The sequence below is a fragment of the Parvularculales bacterium genome (assembly GCA_036881865.1).
Classification (GTDB): domain Bacteria; phylum Pseudomonadota; class Alphaproteobacteria; order JAPOUT01; family JBAJNM01; genus JBAJNM01.
This window is the reverse complement of sequence record JBAJNM010000001.1, coordinates 127,266-151,486: the sequence shown is the minus strand read 5'-3', so window position 1 is coordinate 151,486 and position 24,221 is coordinate 127,266. Positions and strand designations below refer to the sequence as shown.

22 protein-coding genes are annotated in these 24,221 nt (G+C 49.8%); 18 read left to right on the top strand and 4 right to left on the bottom strand.

The features are described 5' to 3' along the window. Positions 1 to 229 precede the first annotated feature (229 nt). The 3 genes from V6Z81_00760 to V6Z81_00750 are packed head-to-tail and all read left to right on the top strand — an operon-like array spanning position 230 to position 4,326. The gene (locus V6Z81_00760) at positions 230 to 1,411 is read left to right on the top strand and encodes a phosphoserine transaminase (GenBank protein ID MEG9861028.1); all 1,182 of its coding nucleotides are present in this window, start codon (positions 230 to 232) and stop codon (positions 1,409 to 1,411) included. Positions 1,412 to 1,452: 41 nt separating this feature from the next. Then, a complete protein-coding gene (gene serA / locus V6Z81_00755) occupies positions 1,453 to 3,030 on the top strand; it encodes a phosphoglycerate dehydrogenase (GenBank protein ID MEG9861027.1) in 1,578 nt (525 codons plus the stop codon). Between the two features lie 3 nt (positions 3,031 to 3,033). Then, entirely contained in the window at positions 3,034 to 4,326 is a 1,293-nt protein-coding gene (locus tag V6Z81_00750; protein ID MEG9861026.1) for an adenylosuccinate synthase, read from the top strand. A gap of 10 nt (positions 4,327 to 4,336) precedes the next feature. On the opposite strand, the gene rpoH is transcribed toward V6Z81_00750, so the two are convergent. Further along, positions 4,337 to 5,224, bottom strand: coding sequence for an RNA polymerase sigma factor RpoH (gene rpoH, locus V6Z81_00745; protein MEG9861025.1), 888 nt, complete (start codon positions 5,222 to 5,224; stop codon positions 4,337 to 4,339). Positions 5,225 to 5,421: 197 nt separating this feature from the next. Here rpoH and V6Z81_00740 point away from each other — a divergent pair, with 197 nt between their 5' ends. The 5 genes from V6Z81_00740 (at position 5,422) to V6Z81_00720 (ending at position 8,704) form a co-directional block, all read left to right on the top strand. After that, positions 5,422 to 5,928, top strand: a complete 507-nt coding sequence (locus V6Z81_00740) for an N-acetyltransferase (protein MEG9861024.1) — start codon at positions 5,422 to 5,424, stop codon at positions 5,926 to 5,928. A 2-nt stretch (positions 5,929 to 5,930) separates the two neighbouring features. Further along, a complete protein-coding gene (locus V6Z81_00735) occupies positions 5,931 to 6,539 on the top strand; it encodes a DUF1285 domain-containing protein (GenBank protein MEG9861023.1) in 609 nt (202 codons plus the stop codon). A gap of 4 nt (positions 6,540 to 6,543) precedes the next feature. After that, on the top strand, positions 6,544 to 7,122 hold the full coding sequence (locus V6Z81_00730; protein ID MEG9861022.1) for a CoA pyrophosphatase: 579 nt from the start codon (positions 6,544 to 6,546) through the stop codon (positions 7,120 to 7,122). Next, on the top strand, positions 7,119 to 7,388 hold the full coding sequence (locus V6Z81_00725) for a DUF6111 family protein (GenBank protein ID MEG9861021.1): 270 nt from the start codon (positions 7,119 to 7,121) through the stop codon (positions 7,386 to 7,388). The genes V6Z81_00730 and V6Z81_00725 overlap by 4 nt, the downstream gene beginning before the upstream one ends. A gap of 113 nt (positions 7,389 to 7,501) precedes the next feature. Beyond that, the gene (locus V6Z81_00720; protein ID MEG9861020.1) at positions 7,502 to 8,704 is read left to right on the top strand and encodes a CCA tRNA nucleotidyltransferase; all 1,203 of its coding nucleotides are present in this window, start codon (positions 7,502 to 7,504) and stop codon (positions 8,702 to 8,704) included. Here V6Z81_00720 and V6Z81_00715 read toward each other — a convergent pair. Both V6Z81_00715 and hemF read right to left on the bottom strand, forming a co-directional pair. After that, positions 8,673 to 9,125, bottom strand: coding sequence for a hypothetical protein (locus V6Z81_00715; GenBank protein ID MEG9861019.1), 453 nt, complete (start codon positions 9,123 to 9,125; stop codon positions 8,673 to 8,675). The two genes, V6Z81_00720 and V6Z81_00715, sit on opposite strands and share 32 nt — an antisense overlap. Beyond that, positions 9,116 to 10,012, bottom strand: coding sequence for an oxygen-dependent coproporphyrinogen oxidase (hemF, locus tag V6Z81_00710; protein ID MEG9861018.1), 897 nt, complete (start codon positions 10,010 to 10,012; stop codon positions 9,116 to 9,118). Before hemF ends, V6Z81_00715 begins: the two co-directional genes overlap by 10 nt. Positions 10,013 to 10,188: 176 nt before the next feature. On the opposite strand from hemF, the gene cobU reads away from it, so the two are divergent. The 5 genes from cobU to V6Z81_00685 are packed head-to-tail and all read left to right on the top strand — an operon-like array spanning position 10,189 to position 17,688. Beyond that, positions 10,189 to 10,722 carry a bifunctional adenosylcobinamide kinase/adenosylcobinamide-phosphate guanylyltransferase gene (gene cobU / locus V6Z81_00705; protein MEG9861017.1) on the top strand — a complete coding sequence of 178 codons (534 nt, stop codon included), beginning with the start codon at positions 10,189 to 10,191 and terminating at the stop codon, positions 10,720 to 10,722. A 14-nt stretch (positions 10,723 to 10,736) separates the two neighbouring features. Next, complete coding sequence (cobW, locus tag V6Z81_00700; GenBank protein ID MEG9861016.1) at positions 10,737 to 11,774, top strand: cobalamin biosynthesis protein CobW; 1,038 nt, start codon at positions 10,737 to 10,739, stop codon at positions 11,772 to 11,774. A gap of 18 nt (positions 11,775 to 11,792) precedes the next feature. Next, positions 11,793 to 15,554 carry a cobaltochelatase subunit CobN gene (gene cobN, locus V6Z81_00695; protein MEG9861015.1) on the top strand — a complete coding sequence of 1,254 codons (3,762 nt, stop codon included), beginning with the start codon at positions 11,793 to 11,795 and terminating at the stop codon, positions 15,552 to 15,554. Continuing rightward, a complete protein-coding gene (cobO, locus tag V6Z81_00690; GenBank protein MEG9861014.1) occupies positions 15,551 to 16,192 on the top strand; it encodes a cob(I)yrinic acid a,c-diamide adenosyltransferase in 642 nt (213 codons plus the stop codon). The genes cobN and cobO overlap by 4 nt, the downstream gene beginning before the upstream one ends. Positions 16,193 to 16,209: 17 nt before the next feature. After that, a complete protein-coding gene (locus tag V6Z81_00685; protein ID MEG9861013.1) occupies positions 16,210 to 17,688 on the top strand; it encodes a cobyric acid synthase in 1,479 nt (492 codons plus the stop codon). Here V6Z81_00685 and cbiB read toward each other — a convergent pair. Beyond that, positions 17,659 to 18,675: an adenosylcobinamide-phosphate synthase CbiB gene (gene cbiB, locus V6Z81_00680; GenBank protein MEG9861012.1), complete on the bottom strand. Its 1,017-nt coding sequence runs from the start codon at positions 18,673 to 18,675 to the stop codon at positions 17,659 to 17,661. The genes V6Z81_00685 and cbiB overlap by 30 nt on opposite strands. Before the next feature lie 72 nt (positions 18,676 to 18,747). On the opposite strand from cbiB, the gene V6Z81_00675 reads away from it, so the two are divergent. From V6Z81_00675 to cobJ, 5 genes are read left to right on the top strand one after another with little or no spacing between them, the layout of a single operon-like run. After that, the gene (locus V6Z81_00675) at positions 18,748 to 19,749 is read left to right on the top strand and encodes a sirohydrochlorin chelatase (GenBank protein MEG9861011.1); all 1,002 of its coding nucleotides are present in this window, start codon (positions 18,748 to 18,750) and stop codon (positions 19,747 to 19,749) included. Positions 19,750 to 19,764: 15 nt separating this feature from the next. Then, complete coding sequence (locus V6Z81_00670) at positions 19,765 to 20,421, top strand: precorrin-8X methylmutase (GenBank protein ID MEG9861010.1); 657 nt, start codon at positions 19,765 to 19,767, stop codon at positions 20,419 to 20,421. Beyond that, entirely contained in the window at positions 20,418 to 21,653 is a 1,236-nt protein-coding gene (cbiE, locus tag V6Z81_00665) for a precorrin-6y C5,15-methyltransferase (decarboxylating) subunit CbiE (GenBank protein MEG9861009.1), read from the top strand. The genes V6Z81_00670 and cbiE overlap by 4 nt, the downstream gene beginning before the upstream one ends. Positions 21,654 to 21,657: 4 nt before the next feature. Then, positions 21,658 to 22,392, top strand: coding sequence for a precorrin-2 C(20)-methyltransferase (gene cobI, locus V6Z81_00660; protein ID MEG9861008.1), 735 nt, complete (start codon positions 21,658 to 21,660; stop codon positions 22,390 to 22,392). A gap of 2 nt (positions 22,393 to 22,394) precedes the next feature. After that, positions 22,395 to 24,221 (top strand): precorrin-3B C(17)-methyltransferase, encoded by a 1,827-nt coding sequence (cobJ, locus tag V6Z81_00655; protein ID MEG9861007.1) that lies wholly within the window; start codon positions 22,395 to 22,397, stop codon positions 24,219 to 24,221.

The following is a 24,221-nucleotide window of genomic DNA, read 5'->3' as shown; positions in this document are numbered from 1 at the left end:
CCTTGGACGAAATAATCTGAATGCTCGGCAGGTTTCAGCGCGGGGTGGCACGCTTTATTGTCATCTAGCGGGGGGGAGAGTAAAACTGGGCGGTCATTGTGTGAACTATATGACAGGTTCTCTTGTGTCGCTCAATGGTTAAAGTTTGACACGTCTGTAGAAAACGCCTATACGCGGACCGGGACACCTCTCCCCAACGAGGGGCGACTATCTGGAAGGATAGAGAAACATGACTATTGATAAACGAACGATACCTAAGCGTCCTTATAAGCGCCCTTATTCTGCATTTTTTTCGTCAGGGCCGTGCGCTAAAAGGCCAGGGTGGGACGTGACTGTATTGAAAGATGCCTGTCTTGGTCGCTCACACCGCTCTGGTGTGGGCAAAGCTAAACTGGCTATCGCCATAGATAAAACCCGACATCTCCTTGAAGTTCCTGAAGACTATCGCATAGCAATTGTGCCGGCTTCTGATACCGGTGCGGTGGAGATGGCACTGTGGTCGTTGTTAGGAGTGCGGGGTGTGGATGTACTGGTATGGGAGTCTTTTGGGGCGAGCTGGGCGTCCGATATTACTTCTCAATTATGCCTCGAGGATGTACGAGTTCTCAAAGCCCCATATGGTGAGTTGCCAGATTTAACAGCGGTAGATTTTAATCGTGATGTGGTGTTTACATGGAATGGCACCACCTCAGGGGTGCGTGTACCAAATGGCGATTGGATTTCTGATACCCGAGAAGGTTTGGTGATTTGCGATGCAACATCAGCTGTTTTTGCACAAAACCTTCCGTGGCGCAAACTGGATGTCGTTACTTTTTCGTGGCAGAAAGTTTTAGGAGGAGAGGCCGCCCACGGTATGGTGATTCTATCTCCACAGGCGGTAGCCCGCCTTGAGACCTACACACCGCCATGGCCTATGCCTAAGATTTTCCGTATGGCAAAATACGGCAAACTCATTGAAGGTTTGTTTCGTGGTGAAACTATAAATACACCCTCCATGTTATGCGTGGAGGATTATCTTGATGCACTGCACTGGGTTGAGGCTATCGGCGGGGTGGCGGCAACATGTGCGCGAGCTGATGCCAATTACGCCCTTATTGCTGAATGGGTTGCAGAGACACCATGGATTGCGTTCTCAAATGATGATCTGTCGATTGGCTCTAATACGTCTGTGTGTTTAAAAATCGTTGATATCAATTTTACAGCGCTAGAAGAAACAAAGCAACGGGCTTTGCTCAAAGAAATGGCAGAGATTCTAGAAGGGGAGGATGTAGCCTATGATATTGACGGCTATCGGGAAGCCCCACCAGGGTTGCGCCTTTGGATAGGAGCCACAGTGCAAGCAGATGATGTAAGGGCTGTGTTGCTTTGGATAAGTTGGGCCTATAAAAAAGTTTTAGTAGCCCGTTTGTAATACGACAATAAATAAAACAAGTATAAATAGTAAGGCGTATTATGTTGAAGGTTTTAATTTCTGATAATTTAAGTAATGCTGCACGTAGTGTTTTTGTGTCTCACGGGGTTGAGGTTGACATCAAAACGAATCTGTCAAAAGAAGAAATGGTAGATATTATAGGCGAATATGATGGTCTTGCGGTGCGCTCTGCTACCAGAGTAACTCCCAAAGTTTTAGAGTGCGCCAAGCGTTTGCGTGTTATAGGGCGCGCGGGTATAGGTGTTGATAATATAGATGTAGCGGAAGCCACCCGACGGGGCATCATTGTGATGAACACACCGTTTGGTAATTCTATCACAACAGCAGAACATGCTATTGCGATGATGTTTTCTTTGGCACGTCAGATACCTGAAGCGAATAGTTCTACCCATGCAGGAAAGTGGGAAAAAAACCGCTTTGTGGGTATGGAACTGACGGGCAAGACATTAGGGATTGTCGGATGCGGCAACATTGGAGCGATTGTTGCTGAACGGGCTTTGGGTTTGAAAATGAGAGTGTTGGCATATGATCCTTTTTTATCTCTGGAGCGTGCCCGTGATTTAGGCATAGAAAAGGTTGACCTAGATACTCTCTTGTCAAGTGTTGATATTGTAACACTTCACACGCCTTTGACTGAACGCACTCGCAATATTATTGATGCGGCTGCTGTTGAAAAAATGAAAGTGGGCATTTACATTGTAAATTGCGCACGGGGAGGGCTGATTGTTGAAGAAGACCTTAAGGCTGCGATTGAATCTGGTCATGTAGCAGGCGCAGCTCTTGATGTGTTTAGCACTGAACCGGCGACGAACAATCCTTTGTTTGGTATGGAGCAGGTTATCTGCACGCCTCATCTGGGAGCATCTACCACAGAAGCACAAGAGAAAGTAGCCCTTCAAGTTGCCGCTCAAATGGCGGATTATCTAACCACTGGTGCTGTGACCAATGCCTTAAACACGCCATCTGTTACAGCAGAGGAGGCCCCGCTTCTGAAGCCTTTTATTAATGTAGCGGAACTGCTGGGCTCGTTTGCTGGCCAAATAACGGAATCCGGTATTGAGGAAATCACAATTGAGTATGAAGGGCAAATCGCCGAACTCAATCTTAAAGCGCTAACAGCAGCTACTATTGCTGGTGTAATGAGACCCTTATTGGCAGATATTAACATGATTAATGCACCGTCTGTGGCTAAGGAACGGGGGGTACAAATTACAGAAGTAACCCGCGAACAGCGCGGGGTTTACGAATCTTATATTCGGTTGAGCTTGCGTACCGAACGACAGACGCGCTCTGTTGCAGGAACAGTTTTTTCTGATGGAAAGCCGCGCATTATTAAAATCGGTGAGGTAAATCTTGAAGCTGAACTCATCTCTCACATGCTCTATATCGTCAATCGTGATAGGCCGGGTTTTATAGGTGCTCTAGGTGCATTACTAGGTGGGGCAGAAGTTAATATTGCAACTTTTGCTTTGGGGAGGGAGACAGTCGGTGCGGACGCTACAACCCTTGTGGGGGTAGATGGGGAGGTCTCTGACGATGTCATAAACAAAATACGCGCCTTAGATCACGTGGTTCAAGCACAGCGTCTTGTATTTTGAGTCATGGTTAATGTTGTCGTTGTAGGCTCCCAATGGGGTGACGAAGGAAAGGGTAAAGTAGTTGACTGGCTCAGCTCTCGCGCTGATGGAGTTGTGCGGTTTCAGGGGGGACACAATGCAGGTCATACGTTGGTAGTTGACGGGGTTACGTATAAACTCTCCTTGTTGCCGTCCGGTGTGGTGCGAACTGGTAAATTATCCATTATAGGCAATGGGGTTGTTATTGATCCATGGGCGTTGATGGAAGAAATAGAGCGGGTGAGAGCCCAAGGCATAGAGATTTCTCCAGATAATTTGCGCATCGCTGAAAACGCTACGTTGATTTTGCCATTTCATAAAACCCTTGATCATCTGCGGGAAAGTGGTCTTAAGGGGTTGCGTCTTGGTACGACGGGTCGGGGTATTGGCCCCGCATATGAGGATAAAGTAGGCAGACGTGCTCTGCGGGTTATGGATTTAAGCGATTCTGCGGTGTTGGATGAACGTCTTACACGTTTGCTTCATCATCATAACGCTCTGCGCTGTGGTTTAGGAGAGCCAGAGATTAAAATGGCGCCTCTTAAAGCCGAGTTAGAGGATATGGCTTTACGGCTTTTACCGTTTGTTGCACCGGTTTGGCGGTTACTGGACAATATGCGCCGTGCTGGAAAGCGTTTGCTTTTTGAAGGCGCACAGGGGGCGATGCTAGATATTGACCATGGCACATATCCGTATGTGACATCTTCTAACACGGTAGCCGGTCAAGCAGCACTGGGGGCGGGAGTTGCGCCGGGTGCGTTGGATCATGTTTTGGGCATCACCAAGGCTTACACTACCCGCGTTGGAGAGGGACCATTTCCCAGCGAGCAAGATAATGAAACGGGCCGCTCGTTGGGAGAGCGAGGTCACGAATTTGGTACGGTTACAGGGCGGGAGCGACGGTGTGGGTGGTTTGATGCAGTTTTAGTACGTCAGGCGGTTTTAGTTTCTGGTATTGATGGTATTGCGTTGACGAAACTAGATGTGCTGGATGGTTTGCCAGAGTTGAAAATATGCGTGGGCTATATGTTGGACGGCACACCTATAGACCATTTACCTGCGGCAACTGCGCAACAAGCGCGGGTTAAGCCAGTTTATCGCACCATGCATGGGTGGGAGGAAAGCACAAACAGGGCGCAATCGTGGAACGACCTACCCGCTAATGCCATAAAATATGTTCGGTGCATAGAAGAGCTTATTAAAACACCGGTGACAATGCTTTCCACGGGGCCAGATAGAGATGATACAATTCTAGTGCGTGATCCTTTTGTTGGATGAGAAGGTATGATCAAGAAGAAATATGCACCTCCTCTTGCATGGCCTCCTCTTGGACGGCATGACGCACTTTCTCAAAGGCACGTAATTCTATCTGCCGGATACGCTCCCGACTGATATTATAATATTGGCCTAATTCTTCTAACGTAGCGGGAGGGTCCTTCAACCGCCTCTCGGTTAGAATTCGCATTTCGCGCTCATTGAGCTTTTTCATGGCTGATGTCAACATTTCCTGACGGTGGGCAAACTCTTCCCTGTCAGACAGCATAACTTCCTGATCTGGCGTATCGTCGGTAAGCCAATCCTGCCATTCACCATCCATTTCATTTTTCATCCGCGCGTTTAGAGAATTATCCGAACCGCCCAAGCGACGGTTCATGGAGATAACATCCTCCTCACCAACACCCAGCCGATCAGCAATCTCTGTTACATGCTCCGGCAACAAATCTCCCTCTTCCATAGCTTCTATTTGTCCTTTAGTGCGACGCAGATTAAAAAATAATTTCTTCTGAGCTGCCGTCGTACCTAGTTTTACAAGACTCCAAGACCGCAACACATATTCCTGAATAGACGCTTTAATCCACCACATAGCGTATGTTGCCAGACGAAATCCTTTATCCGGATCAAACCGCTTAACCGCCTTCATTAATCCAACATTACCCTCTGAAATAACCTCACCAATGGGCAAACCGTAACCTCTGTATCCCATAGCGATTTTCGCAACCAAGCGCAAATGGCTCGTTACAAGCTTGTGTGCAGCCTTCAAATCATCGTGCTCACGAAAGCGCTTGCCTAGCATATATTCCTCTTGCGCCTCTAACATGGGAAATTTGCGTATCTCTTGAAGATAGCGAGATAATCCTCCTTCTGGCGTGAGAACAGGCATATTTTCTGTAGTCATTGTAGTGCCCTTCTTCAGACTTCAATACAACTAAGACAGTATAGTATAAAATAATGCTTATGGTAGGGGGAGAATTTTTCTTTTAAAATTCTAATAATAAATCTAAGTACTATAAATTTAGGGTTTTATAGGAGCAAGCTGGAAGTAAAAAAGTGCTAGGCCATAGGTGGGTTATAAGTTGTAAGAAGGTCGTAAGAATGCTCGAAATTACCATCACACAAGAAACCACCACCCACGATGGCGTGGTTGATAGATTGCTAGACCATACGTTTGGCCCCGGACGTTTTGCTCAAACGGCTTATAGGCTAAGGGAAAACAATCAGCCCGTAGCGGAACTTTGTTTGCTTGCCTGTAAGGATGGCGACGTACCGATAGGAGCTATTCAGTTTTGGCCAGTGAGGATTGAAGATACACCAGCGTTGTTGTTAGGACCGTTGGTGGTTTTACCCGACTATCGAGGGCGGAATGCGGGGCTTTTTCTGATGCGGCATGGATTAGGACAAGCAAAAGCGTTGGGACATGAAAGAGTCTTGTTAGTGGGGGATCCGTCTTATTATGCTCGCGTGGACTTTGTTCCTCAAGAGGCAAAGCAGATAGAGTTTCCAGGACCGGTTGATCCAGCGCGGGTATTGTTATGCTCTCTTGTGGCCGGTGCATTTGACGGAGTGCGGGGACGAGTTCTGGTTCCCGAAAGAGATCGTTGATTATGGAGCATTCTTTGGTAGATGATATTTTAAAAGGGTTTGATTCAACGAAAAGCGCGGCTAAATCCGCATTGCCACCTGTTCATCTTTGGAATCCTGACTTTTGTGGTGATATTGATATGCGCATCGCCCGTGATGGAACATGGTATTATCTGGGCACACCTATTGGTCGCAAACGCTTGGCGCGACTCTTTTCTACGGTGTTACGGCACGATGATGATGGCCGATATTATCTAGTAACACCAGCAGAAAAAATTGGTATCACCGTTGATGATGCCCCCTTTGTAGCTGTGGGACTTTCTGTGGAGGGTGAAGGAGAAACACAAACTCTGCGGTTTACAACCAACATGGGTGATGCCGTTGAGGCCGGACTGGACAACCCCATAAGGGTTACCATAAATGGTGAATCCGGAGAGCCATCTCCTTATGTTCTGGTGCGGGCGCGTTTGGAGGCACTTATCGGGCGTTCTGTTTTTTATGATTTAGTAGCTCTGGGATGTGGGGCGGTGGTTGAAGGGCAGTCATATTTTGGCGTATGGAGCGGGGGTATGTTTTTTCCTTTTATGGGGACCGATGAATTGCACACGTTATCCGATACCGAGTGTTCATAGTGTTATGCGCAATTACCAGAGTAAAATTATAAATAACATTGATAACCGCCTTAGCTATGGCGCTGAGACACTAGCCGACCACGATGGTCTAATACCGGCGGCGGTTTTAGTTCCGGTGGTGGAGCGGCCTGCTGGCCCTGTGGTGCTTCTTACTCGACGGGCGGAAACATTACCCCAACATTCTGGTCAGATCGCTTTTCCCGGGGGTAAAATAAATGGAATAGAAGAAACTCCCACCAATGCCGCCTTAAGAGAGACAAAAGAGGAGATAGGTCTTGACCGCTCTTTCATTGAGGTTGCTGGGTTTCTGGATATGCATACTGTGGGCAGTGGTTTTTCTATTACGCCGGTTGTAGGGTTTGTACGCTCGGGGTTTACATTGTGCCTTGATGCGGGTGAAGTGGATGAAGTTTTCGAGGTTCCGTTGTCTTTTTTGATGAACCCATCAAACCATCAACATCATAAAGTAGAGCGCAATGGAGTGCGGCGTTGTTTTTACGCTATCCCTTATGAAGATTATAATATATGGGGGGCTACGGCCGGTATCTTGCGCAATCTTTATGAGAGGGTTTTTGCGCTATGATACGTATCATTTTGGTGAACGTGATTGCTTTTTCCCTGCCGTTTATTCTTTATGGGAGTTATATTTGGTTGCAACGTATGAGGGGGCGTCAGCAGGGCAAGGATGTATTTGGCGGGCGGGTGGTTTTCTTGCTTGTAGCGATAGGGTTGGTTTTAGTGATTGCAGGCTTTTTGTCTCTTGCTAGTTTTGAGGGTGGTTCTCCTGACGGCGTTTATGTACCACCGCGTTATGAAGATGGTCTCATTATTCCAGGTCGCATTGAGTAGAGTATTTGGTTGAGTAGAATGGTGTGATAATAGTGAATAATAAAAAACAAGGAGAATTAGCTAAGTCCCCGTGGATAACATCACCGGAAACACAAAAGGTAATGACTGCACTCATGCCAGGGGGAGGATCAAAGGAGGAATATGATACCCGTTTTGTGGGCGGGTGTGTGCGGGATTCATTATTAGGTCTTCCAGTGAAGGATGTGGATATTGCCACACGCTTAAAGCCGGAACTTGTTGTTGAGCGATTGAGAAAGGCGGGCTTGTCGCCGCGCACTCAAGGCATAGGTCATGGCACAGCGGGCGTTACGGTAAGTGGAATTAGTTTTGAAATTACCACGTTACGGGTTGATGTGAAGACCGACGGTCGTCATGCGGAAGTGGCTTATACCGATGATTGGGTTGTTGATGCGTCCCGTCGTGATTTTACTCTCAATGCACTTTATGCAGATAGATATGGCGTAGTTTATGATCCTCTGGGGGGTCGCTCTGATTTAAAAGCGGGGGTCGTGCGTTTTATTGGTGAGGCTGAAACTCGTATTAGGGAGGATTATTTGCGCATTTTGCGGTTTTTCCGCTTTCATGCCCGTTATGGTGCAGGTGAACTCAATGGGGCGGGGTTCGAGGCTTGTCAGGCGCTGAAGCAAGGTTTGGAGAAACTCTCTGCTGGGCGGGTTAGAGAGGAGTTGTTGAAGATTTTAGGGGCTTCTGGTGGACCTATGGTGTTGCGGACTATGGCGGCGACGGGTATTCTGAGTATTGTATTACCGGAGGCGACTTATCTAGGTCGCTATGAGCGACTGGTTGATATTGAAGAACACCAACTCTTCAAGAGCGATGCTGTCTTGCGGCTAGCTGCTCTTTTAGACCCTGACGTAGAAAATGTGGAGGCCGTCGCCGGACGATTGAAATTATCCCGTGCCGACCGTGACAGGCTGAAGAGTTGTCTTCTTGAAGGAATTCGTGGGCAAGATGCAAATTTTGTTTGTTATTTATCTATGCGCGAGGTGCGTCGTCGTCTTTATGTTATGGGTGAGCGGTGCTTTCAGGATCGGGTGATGCTGGGTTGGGCTTCTGACGAAAAATCATCCAATTCTGTTCAGTGGCGAGCGTTATTGGCCATGGCGGATAGTTGGAAGCGGCCTCGATTTCCTCTGACCGGTGATATGGTTCGCAAGGCAGGTGTGCCAGAGGGGTCGGAGATGGGTCGCGTTATGGATGAAGTAGAGGAGTGGTGGATTGAGGCCGACTTTACAGATGATATGTTTTCTATCATTGAGCGTCTTAAGGCCGTTGTGCAGGCGACGGTTTATTAGGCGTTGTTATGTTGAGAGCTACTTCTTTGGAGCAATCTATAAAAAGAGGTCGAAACATTTGAATTGAGTGGTGCTCATATTCTGAAATATTTTTATTGTCGTAATGTTTGTTAACAACGCGAATGTAATCTTCTATGGCCAATGGCCCGAAATTATCAAGCGCCGTCTTATAGATGCAATTCATGACATGACGAGTGGCTTCTGTTGCTGTGGGATTTAGAAGTGCTCCCAACTCCACAAAGCGCGCACGGCGCTCAGTCTCCCACATAGGCTGCGAAGCTGACGAAGCAGCCCACGTAATACCACCCGCCATAGCTAAGCCTACCACCAACATGACGCTATGGAGGCGGGCACGTATAGCATGCAGGGTGTTTTGCAGAGTGCCGTGGAAGGAGTTTGGCAGATTCGTTTTTAGGGCCATTTTACGACTGGCGGCAAGGAAGAAAGAATAGCGGAAACATTTCCGCCTGTTTTAAGGCCAAAAGTCGTGCCGCGATCATAAAGGAGATTGAATTCCACATAGCGACCTCGGCGTATCAATTGTTGCTCCCGCTCATCCTCTGTCCACGGCTGTGTCATACGCTGTCTGGCAATGGGTGGCCATGCCTCCAAAAAGCCAAGCCCAATATCACGGCTAAAGGCGAAATCTTCTTCCCAGTCACCACTGTTGATGTAATCATAAAAAATGCCACCCATGCCACGGGCTTCTCCTCTATGGGGTAGATAAAAATAATCATCACAGGCTTGTTTGAGCTTTGGATAAGACGTGTCATGACGATCACATATTTTTTTGAGGGTGTTATGAAAGGCGCAGGTGTCAGGATGTGCATCATGACGGTAATCATCAAGCAAGGGCGTTAAATCCATACCGCCTCCAAACCACGTACGGTTCGTCACCACTAGACGAGTGTTCAGATGCACGGCAGGCACATGGGGGTTGCGGGGATGAATAATGACAGAAACCCCGCTAGCCCAAAACTCAGGACTAGCCTCTGTGCCAAGAATACGCTCCCGGAACTCTTCTGAGAGGGTACCATAAACCGTAGAGCTGTGGATACCGGCTTTCTCAACAAGACGGCCGGACATGACTCCCATAAGACCACCGCCCGCATCTTCATCATCTGTGCCACGCTGCCATGGAGTGTAGTGAAAGCGCCCTGGCGGTTCATTCCCGATGGGGCATTCATCCTCCAACTCCTCCAGACATTTACATAATTGCTTTTGTAACTGGCGAAACCAATGAGCCGCCCGCGTCTTTTGTTCCTCGTTAAGGAGATTGTTAATCTGGGGTGCGGGATTAGTTGTCATACGAGCAAAAGTATCATGAGAAGAGGGGTATGGGATAAATCAACATGCCGATAATGATGCGGTCTGGAGTATGAGGCAAGGAAAATCACACTATCAGTAAGTGTTGAGTCTCATGAATGTTGGTCTTATGACTATGGCGCTATGCAGACCGCAGATGGAGGATTATAGTGGGTATTATGCTCCCTCCTGTTACTCTTGTTCTTGGTGGTACCCGTTCGGGCAAAAGCCGCTATGCAGAGGATCTTGTACGGAGCGCCTCAGGCCGACCAACATATATTGCAACGGCTGAGGCACTGGATGAGGAGATGGCAGAGAGAATTACGAAACATAAAATACGGCGGGGTGAGGGATGGCAAATGATAGAAGAGCCTCTAGAGATAACGCAAGCATTGGGCCGTCTAACCCCGGAAAGCGAAGTGGTTCTGGTAGATTGCCTTACAGTGTGGTTGGCAAATATCATGGGTGCTGAACGAGATGTAGTTCAGGAGAGTGCGGCTTTAGTGGCACAGGTGCAAAGGCTTAATGTTCCGGTTGTGTTGGTCTCTAATGAAACGGGATTAGGCATTGTGCCGGATAATGCTATGGCTCGGGCCTTTCGTGACCATGGAGGGGTTTTGGCCCAAAAGATAGCTGCTATTGCTCAATCTGTGGTTTTGATGATAGCGGGATTACCACTTCATCTGAAAACAACATCTCATGAAATGCTATAGAAGGAATTATTCCTATGACAGAGTATAGGGGCAAGGTCCCTGTTACGATTATAACGGGATTTTTAGGGACCGGAAAGACAAGTTTGATACGTCACCTTCTCAAGACGGCGGGAGGAAGACGATTGGCCCTTATTATTAATGAGTTTGGTGATTTAGGGGTTGATGGAGAGATTATTCGGGAGTGCGCCGATGAAGCCTGCAGTGAAGAGGATATTCTGGAACTGGCTAACGGCTGTCTGTGTTGTACGGTAGCGGATGATTTTATGCCGGCGATGACGAACCTTCTGGGGCGCTCACCTGCTCCGGCTCATATTATTATTGAAACGTCAGGTTTGGCGTTACCTAAACCTTTAGTGCAGGCGTTTTCATGGCCAGAGGTTCGCACGCGGGCTACGGTAGATGGTGTCATTGCGTTGGTTGATGCTGCCGCCGTTCAGGAGGGACGTTTTACTTGCGATGACAAGGCGGTTGAAGTTCAACGACGTGCCGACCCCATGCTTAATCATGAAACACCTCTGAAGGAGTTATTTGATGATCAGCTGGCTTGTGCTGACATGGTTGTGTTTAACAAGACAGATCTTCTAGATGAAGATCAGTTAGAGAGTGTTATAATGCGCACACAAGCAGGTATGCGTTCGGGGGTGAGGATGGTGTGCTCGGCCCATGGCCAGATAGCGGCAGACATAATCTTGGGCCTTGAGGCGAGAGCGGAGGATGATTTATCAGTTCGTCCGTCTCACCATGATGGGGAGGAGGAGCACGAACATGATGACTTTGAGAGTTTTACCGTTATATATGAAGAGAGCCTTACGCCGGAAGATATTGTTAAGCGGTTAAGGGGAGTGTTGGCAGATCATGATGTTTTTCGGGTTAAGGGTGCTGTGGCGGTATCAGGCAAGCCGATGCGATTGATGATACAGGCTGTGGGGCAGCGGGTGGATCATTATTATAGCCGACCCTGGGGGCCGGATGATGCACCATGTTCTAAGCTTGTAATTATCGGCAGGGCGGGTCTTGACCGGCAAGCCATCACAGTAGCCCTTGCAGGCTAAAAGAGCGGTTTTAACCTTATGCATTTGCTTCAGGCGCAACACGGCGTTATTGATGATGGCGCAAGCGCGGTGGATTTAGGGCAAACACCTGCTGACATTATTTTTCTCTCATCAGCAGATACAGAACTGGCATGTATAGCTGCCGCTCATAGGGGACAGCCTGAGGATTGTCTTACCTTGCGTTTGGCCAATATTATGCAGCTGAGTCACAATCTTTCCGTCGACCTTTATGTAGAGAACATTATAGCACGAGCACGGATTGTGGTGGTGCGTTTATTAGGAGGGGTGCGCTATTGGCCTTATGGTGTAGAACGGGTGGTAGAAACCTGTCGGGCACGAGGGATTCCTCTTGCGTTGTTACCGGGAGATGAACAGCCCGACCCCGAACTTGGCAGGCTTTCTACTCTTGCGCCACAGGAGATGCATCGTTTGTGGCAGTATTGCATTCAGGGGGGGGAGAAAAACGCCCGATCTTTTCTTGGGTTTTGCGCGAGCTTGTTGGGGCGCTCCGATGCATGGCTGGAGCCCTTGCCTTTGTTGCGTGCCGGATTGTGGTGGTTTGATCTAAGCCATCCTGATATGGATGCTGTGAGAAAACACTGGCGTGAGGGAGCACCGGTGGCTGCTATTGTGTTTTACCGAGCCTTACTTCAGGCCGAAACACTAGCACCTATTGAAGCATTGGTTACGTCTCTAACATCTTGTGGTATGAATCCTTTACCTGTTTTTACGGTTAGCCTTAAAGAGCCAATGGCAGGAGAGATAGTGCATCACATATTGGAGAAAAATAATCCAGATATCATTTTGAACACAACAGGTTTTGCCGTTTCTTTACCAGAGGGAGAACGACAGTTGGGACCTTTTGACGGGCTGGATGTGCCTGTGCTGCAGGTAATGTTTTCCGGAGAGACGCAGCAGGCATGGAGAGACGGTGTGCGAGGCCTAGCCCCCCGAGATATTGCCATGGCGGTAGCCCTGCCGGAGGTTGACGGGCGGCTTATTACACGGGCTGTTTCGTTTAAGGCTCCGTCTCATTATGATGAAAAGACACAATGTACTCTTTCTCATTATGAGACCGATAAAGAGCGAGCCTGTTTTATTGCTACCCTTGCTGCCCGTTGGGTACGCTTGCGCAAAACGCCTGCTGACAAACGACGTCTTGTTTTGATGCTGGCTAACTATCCCAACCGTGATGGACGGCTTGGCAACGGAGTGGGGTTGGATACCCCTGCCGCCCTCATAAAAGTGCTCCACGCCTTAAAGCAGGTGGGGTATGACGTAGCCGATATACCCCCCGACGGAGAAGCTCTTATGGCAGCTCTTGCTGAGGGGCCAACCAATGCAGGAGTTGAGGGGCGTATTGTTCGTGAGACGTATTCTCTTGATGACTATCAGAAGTTTTTCAAACGTCTACCGGAGGCTATACAAGAATCTTTAACTGCGCGCTGGGGCACACCAGAAAAGGATCCCTTCTTTCTTAAAGATCAACAGGCTTTTGCTCTGGCAGTGATGCGCTGTGGTGCTATAACCCTCGCGGTGCAACCAGCTCGGGGGTATAACATTGATCCCGTCAGCAGCTATCATGATCCGGCTCTACCACCACCCCATGGGTATGTAGCACTTTATGGATGGTTGCGTGAGAAAGAAAAGAGCGATGCAGTGGTTCAGATGGGTAAGCATGGCAATCTGGAGTGGTTACCTGGTAAGGCGGTAGCTTTGTCGGAGGCATGCTTTCCGGAAGCTGTCTTTGGCCCTTTGCCACATATTTATCCGTTTATTGTGAATGATCCGGGTGAAGGTACGCAGGCTAAGCGTCGAGCTCAGGCGGTGATTATTGACCATTTAACACCACCTTTGACACGAGCGGAGTCGTATGGGCCCTATGCTGAGCTGGAACGGCTGGTGGATGAATATTATGGCGCAGCCAGCGCTGATCCACGCCGTCTGGACTTCTTGGAAAATGAAATTATAGGGCTAAGCCAACGCATCGGGTTGGATAGGGATTGTGGCATGGAAACTTCCGAGAGTCGCTCTGATGCGTTGGCTTGTCTGGATAATTATCTCTGTGAATTAAAAGAAATGCAGATACGTGGTGGCCTCCATGTATTTGGCGTAGCCCCTAAAGGGGAGAGAAAGCATGATTTAATTACGGCGTTGTTGCGTACTCCGCGTGGGGAAGGTCACGGAGGAGATGCATCTCTTCATCGAGCACTGGCGGATGATTTAGGTCTTGAGAAGTTTGATCCGTTGGATTGTGTTCTAGGTGAGCCGTGGCAGGGACCGCGCCCTGATGTGTTGGCAACCATAGCAGAAGGGCCATGGCGGCATAAGGGTGATAGTGTTGAGCGTATAGAGGCTTTGGCCTTAGCGCTTGTTTCGGGTGAGAGGGCAGTTCCTCTTGAGTGGCGCAAAACAACAGAGGTCTTGGCTCATATGGAAGAGGTAGTAGCTCCAGCCATTGAAACATGTGGTGAGTGTGAGGTAGAGGGGTTGCTTGCAGCGTTGGAGGGACGGTTTGTGATGCCTGGTCCGTCCGGGGCACCCACCAGAGGACGATTTGATGTGTTGCCTACGGGACGTAATTTTTATTCTGTAGACAGCCGCTCTCTGCCAACGGCAGCCGCTTGGCGTCTAGGTTGGGAGTCAGCTGAATTGTTGATGGAGCATTATCGTCAAAGCCATGGAGAGTGGCCTCGCGCTATGGCGATCTCAGCATGGGGGACAGCTAACATGCGCACCGGTGGTGATGATATCGCGCAAGCCTTAGCACTTATGGGCGTGCGCCCCCGATGGGATGATGTATCAGGACGGGTAGCTGGTTTTGAGATATTGCCGCTGTCTTTGCTAGCCCGTCCACGGGTAGATGTGACGTTGCGGGTGTCTGGGTTTTTTCGGGATGCGTTTCCAACACAGATAGATTTGTTTGATTCAGCCGCACGAGCCGTAGCCGCTCTTGATGAACCACCGGAGGATAATTCCCTCGCATCACAAGTACATGATGAAAGCGTGTGTCTTATAGCTCAAGGGATGTCAGAGACTGAATCTCACCATAGGGCAGGCTTCCGGGTGTTTGGCTCACATCCAGGTGCTTATGGGGCTGGGCTACAAGCGCTGATTGATGAAAAAGGTTGGCAGGATGACAAAGATTTAGCCCGCGCTTATGTTGCGTGGGGCGGTTATGCCTATGGAGTTGGTGCCGAAGGAATTGCGATGCATGGATTATTTGAACAGCGTCTTGCAAAGATCCAAGCCGTTATTCAAAATCAAGATAATCGTGAACATGATCTTTTGGACTCTGATGATTATTATCAGTTTGAGGGAGGGCTAGCGGCATCTGTTCGGCATTTTTCCGGCGCACAACCGACGCTCTATCATAATGACCACTCCCGGCCGGAGCGTCCGGTTATCCGTACGCTGAATGATGAGATCGCACGCGTTGTACGGGCACGCGCTACCAACTCCAAATGGATAACCGGTATTATGGAGCATGGCTACAAGGGTGCGTTTGAAATGGCGGCGACAGTGGATTACCTGTTCGCTTTTGCAGCAACTGCACAGGTGGTGGCAGATTATCATTTCGATCTAGTTTATGAGGCTTATTTAGAGAGCGATGACGTGCTAGAGTTTTTACGTACGAACAATCCAGCGGCGTTGCAGGAAATGGCAACTCGTTTTTGTGAAGCTCTGGAGAGAGAATTGTGGCGTCCGGCGTCTAATTCAGCCCATGAGCGTCTTAAAGTGTTGGCGTCCGGTGACTCCAGAAGAGATAAAACTAAATGACATCCTCAGATAAAAGTGATGTGCAGGACTATGCACGCGCCAATGAAAAATCCCGAAAACGAAAAACTGCCCGCGAAAAAATGCTGGCCTATAAAACCAACGAAAAAGGATTGCTGATTGTTCATACCGGCAAGGGAAAAGGTAAATCTACTGCCGCCTTTGGTCTTGTGTTGCGGGCTATAGGGAATGGCATGAGGGTTGGGGTTGTGCAATTCGTCAAGGGCAAATGGCAAACCGGCGAGCGTAGGGTGCTGGAGGGCTTTCCTGACCAAGTTGATATTTACGCTATGGGGGAGGGATTTACGTGGGACACTCAAGACAGAGCGCGGGATATTAAAGCAGCACAAACAGCATGGGCAACTGTATGCGAGATGATAGACGCTGCCCGGCATTCGCCTCCGCGTTATGACATGTTGGTGCTAGATGAACTTAACATTGTGTTACGTTATGGTACGCTACCTTTGGATGACGTGGTGGAAACATTAAAAAACCGCCACCCTGATTTACATATAGTGGTGACTGGCCGGAACGCAAAAACGACTTTGATTGAGGCAGCGGACTTAGTAACCGAGATGACACTTGTTAAGCATCCGTTTCGAGAACAGAACGTCCGCGCCCAAAAAGGCATAGAGTTTTGATAAAACCGCCTGCTACTATGATGTTAGTGGGGACGGGTTCTGACGTGGGCAAATCTCTACTGATGGCAGGCTTGTGTCGGGTGTATACCCGTCAGGGGTTGCGGGTGAGCCCGTTTAAGCCACAGAATATGTCCAACAACGCAGCAGTAGCACGTGATGGCGGCGAAATTGGCCGCGCTCAAGCATTACAAGCGCGAGCATGTAAGATCCCCCCTAGCGTTCACATGAATCCGGTATTACTGAAGCCCCAACACAACCACGGCGCACAAGTGGTAGTACGGGGAACAGTAACCACAACAACTGATGCGCAGGAATATCAAATCCTTAAACCACAGTTGATGAACACAGTGCTGGAGAGTTTTGAAGAACTTCGTTCGCACGTAGATTTAGTGTTGATAGAGGGAGCCGGCAGTGCGGCGGAGATTAATCTGCGCCATCATGATATTGCAAATATGGGGTTTGCCTCTGCTGTAAACGCACCGGCTCTTTTGGTGGGTGATATTGATAGAGGCGGCGTGATTGCCGCCATAGTTGGTGTTATGTCCGTGTTGCCAGAGTCAGATAGGACGGCCATTAAGGGTTTTGTTATTAACCGCTTTAGGGGTGATGTATCTTTATTTGATGAGGGGTTGGATTTTATTCGGGAGAACACAGGACTGGAGAGTCTTGGGGTAGTGCCGCATTTTCCTGCGGCGGTGCACCTTCCGGCGGAAGACAGTCTGGCTCTTACCACCCATAGGGAAGATCCCGTTGGTCAGGGTAGTTGTGTGATTGCAGTTCCGGTCTTGCCTCATATTGCTAATTTTGACGACCTTGACCCCCTCAAAGCGGAACCACAAATTACGTTGCGGTTTGTACATTCGGGAACGCCCCTGCCTGGAGATGCAGACTTGATCGTCTTACCGGGAAGCAAGGCGGTGATGTCTGATTTGGCGTTTTTGCGCAACGAGGGGTGGGATATTGATCTCCACGCCCATATACGTCGGGGTGGTTTTGTGTTGGGGTTGTGTGGGGGATATCAGATGTTGGGCCGTATCATTCGTGACCCTGATGGTATTGAGGGGTTGGCGGGCGAAATGAGCGGTTTGGGGCTGTTGGACATTGAGACAGTTCTTGAGGGTAATAAAGTCTTAGGTGTAGTGAAGGGTGTTGCGGTTGCAGGTGGTGCGGAGGTTGAAGGATATGAGATTCATGCCGGACGCACCACAGGATCAGGTCTTGAATATCCGTTGTTGCGTCTGGGAGCTACGGCGAATGGAGCCGTGTCGAAAGACGGTCGTATTATGGGTAGTTATCTTCACGGGCTATTTGGGGCGGATGGCTTTCGACAGGATTTTCTCCAGAAGCTTAACGCAGGAGCCTCATCAGAACTGGGATATGAAACACAAATTGAAGATACTCTTGAGAGTTTGGCAGACCATCTGGAAAACACCATGGCGCTAGATAGGATTTTGGAGATTGCAGGGTTATACAGAAACTTTGCTGACAAGCACTAAAGCCAGAATAATAAACCCGACAGCGATAAAACCAGCTGTTCTGCATAAACTAAGAGCGGTACGAATGTCTTGCGTCCCTATGGTAGAGCGCCCATCGCCCAGCCATGGAGAATTTGTTGTGTGATCAAAATAATGACGTGGACCTGCAAGGCGAAAGCCTAGGGCTCCGGCAAGGGCGGCTTCCGGCCATCCGGCGTTGGGAGATGTATGATAAGGTGCGTCACGCATCATCATCATGAAGGCCGCCCCTCCGCGAGCTTTGGGCGTCACGAAGGCTGTAAGACACAAACAAAGAGCCGTCAAGCGGGCGGGTATCCAATTAGCACCATCATCAAGGCGGGCAGCAACAAAACCAAACGCCTGATAACGTGAGGTAGGGTAACCTATCATACTGTCCAATGTGTTGAGGGCTTTATAGGCGGCAAGCCCGGGCAAGCCAAACAGGGCGGCCCAAAACAAAGGGGCTATCACACTATCAGAAAGATTTTCCGCAAGAGACTCAACGGCTGTTCTGGCCACTCCCGGAGCATCTAGCGTATCAGGGTTACGTCCGGCAATATGAGCAATGGTGATGCGGCCAGCCTCAAGCCCTTCATCAAGACCACGGGCAACAGCCGCGACATGGCTCAATAATCCCCGAAAGGCAATGAGGGTGCTGGCAACAAGCACTTCAAGGACCAGTCCGGTAAAGAGCGGCAAGGCAGAAGCCACAGCCACCACCAGCAAGCCTCCACTCGCCGCCAACCCCACAACGACAAGGGTTGTGATAAGCCCATAAAGGCGAAGTCTATGGGGTAAGACCTGTAGTTGTGAGCGGTTTAAACGCTGCTCCAGCCATTCTATCAGGCGTCCGGCCAACGCTACCGGATGAGCCACCCGTTGCCACAGCCAAGAGGGATCTCCTATGGCGGCATCCAAAATAAAGGCCAATGCCAAAACCGTCCATAGACTGTATGATTGACCGGTGATGAAACCCTGCATAAACATAATCGGACACACAATGGGGGGGACTTGCAGATGGGTCAAGCGCGGGTGCAACAGGAAAAGCCAAATTGAACAATGAGCCAGATAACAACAGTGAATAAGATTGGCGTTATGATATGCGGCCATGGTAGCCGTGACCCTGAAGCGTGCCGCGAGTTTGACGGGTTGGTAGCTTCCGTGCAGGCGCGTCTGGAGGGCCACAAAATAGAAGGGGGATTCTTAGAGTTTGCACGCCCTATCATTAGCGAGGGATTAGACGCTCTTCGGGCGCAGCATGTACGAGAGATTTTGGCAGTACCTGCCATGTTGTTTGCTGCCGGTCATGCCAAAAACGATATTCCCTCTGTGCTCAATACTTATCAGGCACAACATGAAACCGTGCCCATTCATTATGGGAGAGCGTTGGGTATTGAACCGGCATTACTGAAAGCTGCCGAGAGGCGTATTACTGATGCTATTGAGAGAGCCGGCGCTCACATCTCTCGTCATGATACGTTATTAGTGGTGGTAGGGCGTGGAGCCTCTGACCCGGATGCTAACGCTAACATGGCCAAAGTCATGCGTATGTTGTGGGAAGGCATGGGGTTTGGCTGGGGAGAGGTTGCCTATTCCGGTGTAACGTTTCCCCTTGTAGAGCCTGCATTGCTGCGGGCTGTGCGTCTTGGTTTTAAAAGGATTGTCGTGTTCCCGTGGTTTTTGTTTACGGGTGTTCTTGTCAAACGGGTCTATGGCCTAACAGATAAAGTTGCCGCCTCTCATCAAGATATTGAGTTCGTGCGAGCGGGTTATTTTAATGACCATCCTTTGGTGGTTGATACGTTTGTGCGCCGGATTGAGGAAATCCGGACGGGTGATAATCTGATGAACTGCAAATTATGTAAATATCGCGAACAAATACCTGGGTTTGAAGACCAAGTGGGGTTAGCGCAAATGAGCCACCATCATCATGTAGAAGGTATTGGCGTAGGGGATGGGCACACCCATACCCATCACGGAGAGGGGGGCGGTCATCACCATCCCTATCCTCATGAAGACCATCCTTTAGGGCCAGTGAGCCTTAAGCCTGTGCACGATTGAGCGGAGTCGGCATTTATGGAGTCTTATTTGCGTGACCCAGAGGCGATCATGCGGCTTTCTTTTGAGCGGCTTCAAAAGACTTACGAATGGTCCAGCGTGACACCTTCCTTGAGGAGTATTGCACAGCGATTAGTTCATGCTTGTGCCATGCCCGACATTGTGCCGGACCTAGCATGGCAGGGTGCGGTTGTAGAGGCGGGACATGACGCCTTACGAGCCGGGCGCCCTATTTTAGCAGATTGCGCCATGGTAGAGGCGGGGATCACCAAGCGCATGTTGCCTACTCATACAGATGTACTCTGTTTTTTGGATGACCCCACCGTGCCGGATTTAGCAAAAAAGAACGGAACAACACGTTCGGCAGCGGCGGTGGATTTGTGGCAGCCCCATCTAGAAGGTGCGATTGTGGCTATCGGTAATGCACCAACGGCTCTTTTTAGGCTATTAGAACTGTTGCGTGAGGGTGCACCATCTCCAGCGGTTATTCTCGCATTTCCTGTGGGGTTTGTAGGAGCGGCGGAATCCAAACAGGCGTTGGCGCAGGAGGGGACACTGGAGACTCCATGGTTGACGCTTTTAGGACGGCGTGGGGGAAGTAGTTTAGCGGTTGCTGCGGTCAATGGACTTGCGCTTTCTCTTGGGGTAACTCACGAAGAACGCGCCGCGCCATGACAGAAAATAAAAAAGAAGAGCCATGGCTTCGTCTTGTTGGTATCGGCGATGATGGCATAAGGGGTCTGGGAGAAGATGCCCATCGTGCACTGGATAGTGCTGATATTATTGCAGGCGGTCGGCGACATTTAGCGCTGATCGGAGAGAGTGCGCACAAGCGCCTTGTCTGGCCTGCCGGGGGGTCAGACGCTTTTATAGAAGCGCTTGTTGATGTTGAAGGACAACAGGTCTGTGTGCTGGCAAGTGGTGATCCTATGTTGTTTGGAATTGGAGTAGTGCTTGTTAGGCGGTTTGGTATTGAATCTTTACGGATTTATCCGGCTCCGTCGTCTTTTTCGCTGGCCGCCGCTCGGTTAGGCTGGCCCTTACAAGAAGTGAATGCTGTTAGTGTTCATGGGCGGCCTTTGGCTTTGTTACAGACTCATATTCATCCCCGTGCGCGGTTGTTGATCCTGAGTACCAATGGGACAACTCCCGCCAACGTAGCGGCTCTTTTATGTGCACGAGGGTTTGGGAAGAGCATGATGACTGTGTTGGAACATCTAGGTGGTGCTCAAGAACGTATTCGTTGTGTTCAGGTCAATGAGTTTAATTTGAACGAGTGTGCAGACCTTAACCTTTTAGCCATTGAGTGTCGGGGTAGTCCTGATGCGGTGGTGTTGCCGATGACTACCGGGTTGCCGGATGACGTCTTTGTACATGACGGGCAGCTAACTAAGCGCGAGACGCGAGCGGCAACGCTGGCAGCGTTGGCGCCTTTTCCCGGAGCACGGTTATGGGATATTGGTGCCGGTTGTGGGTCGATAGCCATTGAATGGATGAGGTGCTCTCCACACAATCATGCAGTAGCTCTTGAGCCGCAGGACGCACGTCGAGAACTGATAGAGCGCAATGCACAAGCCCTTGGTACGCCAGAACTTAACATTGTGGAAGGTCGTGCACCGGAGGCATTGACTAAGGCACGCCGCCATTTTTTACCGGACGCCATTTTTGTTGGAGGCGGAGCCAAGGAGGCCGGTGTTCTGGAGCAATGTCAGGAGTTTTTGCCCTATGGCGGACGGTTGGTAGCCAATGTAGTGACGTTGGAAGGAGAAAGATCGCTTTTGGATTTTCATAAATCTTTTGGTGGAGAACTCGTTCGTTTGAGTGTCGCACGCATGGTTCCTGTTGGCAGTCTTAAAGGTTGGCGGTCTTTGATGCCTGTGACCCAGCTAATATATGTGAAATGTTAACCCCATGAGTCGAAACTTAAAAGGCACACTTTATGGGTTGGGCATAGGTCCAGGCGATCCGGAGTTGATTACGTTGAAGGCGTATCATTTGTTGCGCTCGGTTTCCGTTTTGGCGTGGCCTGCGCCGAAGGGTGGCGAGAGCCTCGTACGACGTTTGGCCGGTCCTCATCTGGAGGGCATTGACCTGCTTGAAGAAATCAGCGTGATCATGCCTATTTCTGCAGATAGATTTCCGGTGCAAGATATTTATGATGAAGCTCAACGTCGCATCAGTACACATCTTGATGATGGCCGGGACGTGGCATTTTTGTGTCAGGGTGATCCGTTTTTTTATGGTTCATTTATGTATTTGTTCGAACGTATGGCAGAGCGCTATCCTGTAACAGTTGTGCCGGGGGTTTCATCGGTGCAGGCGTGTACGGCAGCGTTGGGTATGGCTCTTGTTTCACGCAATGATGTGTTGAGCGTTATCCCTGCTCCTCTGGAGGATGAAACATTGCGCATCCGCATTGAGAGCGTTGAGGCCTGTGCCATTGTCAAACTGGGTCGTCATTTGGATAGAGTGCGCACTCTTTTGGCTCGGATGAGCCTTATGGACAACGCTTTTTATGCAGAACGGGTAGGTATGGCTGACGAGCGATTGGCCCCCTTGGCCGAGGTTACGGAAAAAGAAGCGCCATATTTCTCTATGGCGCTGGTGCGCCACCATCACGGCGTATGGCACAGGGAGAAGAGGTGACCATGAGCGATAAACCACCGGTTATTGTGGTTTTGAATGGCGTCGGAGCGCAATGCGCCAGCAAGTTGCGCACGGCATGGACCAGTGTAGAAGTTCATGGATTGAGAAGCCGGGTTCACGAGGCAGATTATCTGTTTGACGATGTTGCTTCTCACATACGTAAACTTTTTATAGGAGGGCGGCCGATTATTGGTTTGTGTGCAACGGGTATTCTTATTCGCAGCTTAGCGGGTGTGCTGAAGAATAAGCATAAAGAGCCCCCGGTTTTAGCAATTGCAGAAGATGGCAGTGCGGTGGTTCCTCTATTGGGGGGGCATCGGGGAGGCAATCGCTTAGCGGTGACCGCCAGTGATTGTCTTGGTGTGGCACCAACTCTAACCACAGCCGGTGATGTTCGTTTTGGGATTACTTTTGATGCACCCCCAAAGGGGTTTGTGCTGGCCCAACCGGATAAGGTTACCTGCTTTATGGCCGATGTGCTGAATGGAGAGTCGATTCGCGTAGAAGGTAAGGCACCATGGCTTGATGGCGCGTCCTTGCCACGTCATGAAACCGCCCGTCATGTGGTACGGGTAACTCATGAGGTTGAAATCAGTACACCGAATAAACTTGTTTATTATGAGCAATGTTTAGCCTTAGGCGTTGGATGTGAGAGGGGAGTTACAGGGGCCGATATGATTGCATTAGCTCACGAGACATTAGCGGAGCATAATTTGGCGCCTGAGTCTGTGGCGGTGATAGCCTCTCTTGAAGTTAAGATTGATGAGGCGGCTGTCCATGAAACCGCTGCTGCGTTTAATGTAGAGACGAGATTTTTTGATTCACCAACTCTCGAAGCCTTGACACCCCAATTGCTGAACCCTTCGCAGAGCGTATATGACGTGGTGGGGTGTCATGGAGTCTCAGAGGCCGCAGCTCTTGCCGCCGTAGGAGAGGGAGCCGTTTTAGTGGCTCCGAAAAATGTTAAGGGCCAAATAACGTGTGCAGTAGCCAGTGGGCTTTACCCTCTTGTCGGAGATTATGCTGCTGCCCCCTTGGCAGGACGCAAGCGCGGAGTCTTGTCTGTTGTTGGTCTGGGGCCGGGAGCACTTTCGTGGCGCACACCGGAGGCACAGGAGGTTCTCCAGCAAGCGCAAGATATTGTAGGATACAGAAAATACATTGATATGGCAGGGTCTTTTTCAGAGAGCCAGAACCTTCATCACTACGAACTGGGTGAAGAGGTCGCACGAGTGCGTCATGCCCTTGATTTGGCAGCTTCGGGGCGGCAGGTCGCTCTTGTGTGCTCCGGTGACCCGGGCATTTATGCTATGGCGGCGTTGGTGTTTGAAGAGTTGGACAGAGCGGAACAAACAGGCACCTCGTCTATCTGGAGGCAATGCGCCGTGCACATTATGCCTGGGATATCAGCGTTTCAGGCGGCGGCGGCCCGGGCAGGAGCGCCACTGGGCCATGATTTTGTTGTCATATCTCTGTCTGACCTGCTGACACCGTGGCCGGTTATTGAACGCCGTCTTGAAGCGGCAGCTTCGGCAGACTTCGCCGTGGCTCTTTACAATCCGGTTTCAAAAACCCGGCTGTCTCCTCTTGAAAATGCGCTGGATATTTTCAGAAAATACCGCACGCCTGAAACACCGGTTGTCATCGGAAATAATTTGGGCCGCACAGGAGAAAAATATAATGTTGTGAGATTGGATATGCTCGAGGCTTCTATGTTGAATATGGTGAGTGTCGCACTGGTGGGAGCCTCCCAAACCCGTCTTGTAGAACGGCGTGATTCCGATAAACCCTGGGTTTACACACCACGAGGGTATCATGGGGCATCATGA